The following is a 1,345-nucleotide window of genomic DNA, read 5'->3' as shown; positions in this document are numbered from 1 at the left end:
ACTCAAAGATCCAGGTCAGACCGTCCTGAACCAGCCACCGGCCAGCTCAACGGACTCCAAAGATCAACTCATCTAGGAAACTCCCGCTAGCCGCGCAACGCGGCAGGGCGGCGATCGACCGAAGACGGCAGCAGGCCGATCGGTGCCCTGCCAGCGCCCAGCTGCCGGCTCGGTGCCCGCGGCCGAGGAGGATACACGGGTAAGGGAAAGCGGCCGTGGGGTGGACGGGCAATCGGGTAGGATGCTCAAGGACCGGCCGACCCCCCTGGGCGGCAAGAGCCCCGCCTCCCTGCTGGGGAGACGGGGCTGCAACGCGTCATCTGGTCGGGGTGGCGGGATTCGAACCCACGACCTCTTCGTCCCGAACGAAGCGCGCTACCAAGCTGCGCCACACCCCGCGACCGAGATGAAGCATACCCGACGGCTCAGTGGTCCGACGGGGTGGGGTCGCCGGCCGGTACCCCGGCCGGCACCAGGGTGAGCAGGGTCGCCTCCGGCCGGCAGCCGAGGCGCAGCGGCGCGAACGGGGACGTGCCCAGCCCGGACGACACGTGCAGCCAGGACAACCGCCCGTCGACCTCGTGACGGGACAGCCCACGAACCCGGGCCCGGTCCAGCCCGCAGTTGGTCACGAGCGCCCCGACCCGGGGCAGCCGGATCTGACCCCCGTGCGTGTGCCCCGAAAGGGTGAGCCCCACCCCGTCCGCTGTGAACGCGTCGAGGACCCGCGGTTCCGGGGTGTGCGAAAGTCCCAACGCGAGCTCAACACCGGGCTCCGGGGGGCCGGTCACGACCGCGAGCTGGTCGCGGCGCAGCCGGGCGTCGTCCACGCCACGCAGGTCGATCCGGCGACCGCCGACCTCGATGACCGCCCGCACGTTGGTCAGCTCGGTCCACCCGCTGGCGGCGAGACCACTGGCGAAAGCCGCCCAGTCCAGCGGAGCGCCCCTGGGATGGGCCTCGTCGTCCCGCCGGAGGTAGCGGTGCGGGCGCTTCAGGGTCGGGACGAAGTAGTCGTTGTTCCCCGGTACGAAGACCCCGGGAAACGAGTAGAGCGGCTCCAGCGCGGCAAGCAGGGGATCCCGGGCGTCGGCCGCGGACAGCACGTCACCGGTCAGGGCGACCAGGTCGGGGACGAGCCGGGCCAGGTCCCCCAACCAGGCGAGCTTGCCGTACTGACGGGGGGTGACATGCAGGTCGGAGATGTGCAGCACGCGCAGGGGGCGCGCGCCGGCCAGCAGCACCGGGATCCGCACTCTCCGCAGGGTGTACGCCGTGCGCTCGTACAACCCGCCGTAGGCCGACACTAGCGCCCCCACGGCCGCGACACCCACGAGAGTCCTCG

General features: G+C 71.6%; 1 protein-coding gene and 1 tRNA gene. Both read right to left on the bottom strand.

Annotated elements, in window-relative coordinates; translation table 11 throughout:
* Positions 1-321 precede the first annotated feature (321 nt).
* Positions 322-398, bottom strand: a tRNA-Pro gene (locus AC08ON_RS13340).
* A gap of 27 nt (positions 399-425) precedes the next feature.
* Positions 426-1,345, bottom strand: a 920-nt coding sequence (locus AC08ON_RS13335; RefSeq protein WP_476617078.1) for a metallophosphoesterase, incomplete at its 5' end; no start/stop codon positions are given.

The sequence above is a fragment of the Frankia sp. CoWAU3 genome (assembly GCF_977971855.1).
Note: the sequence above shows the minus strand (reverse complement) of the source record. Positions and strands in the feature narration are given on the sequence as shown.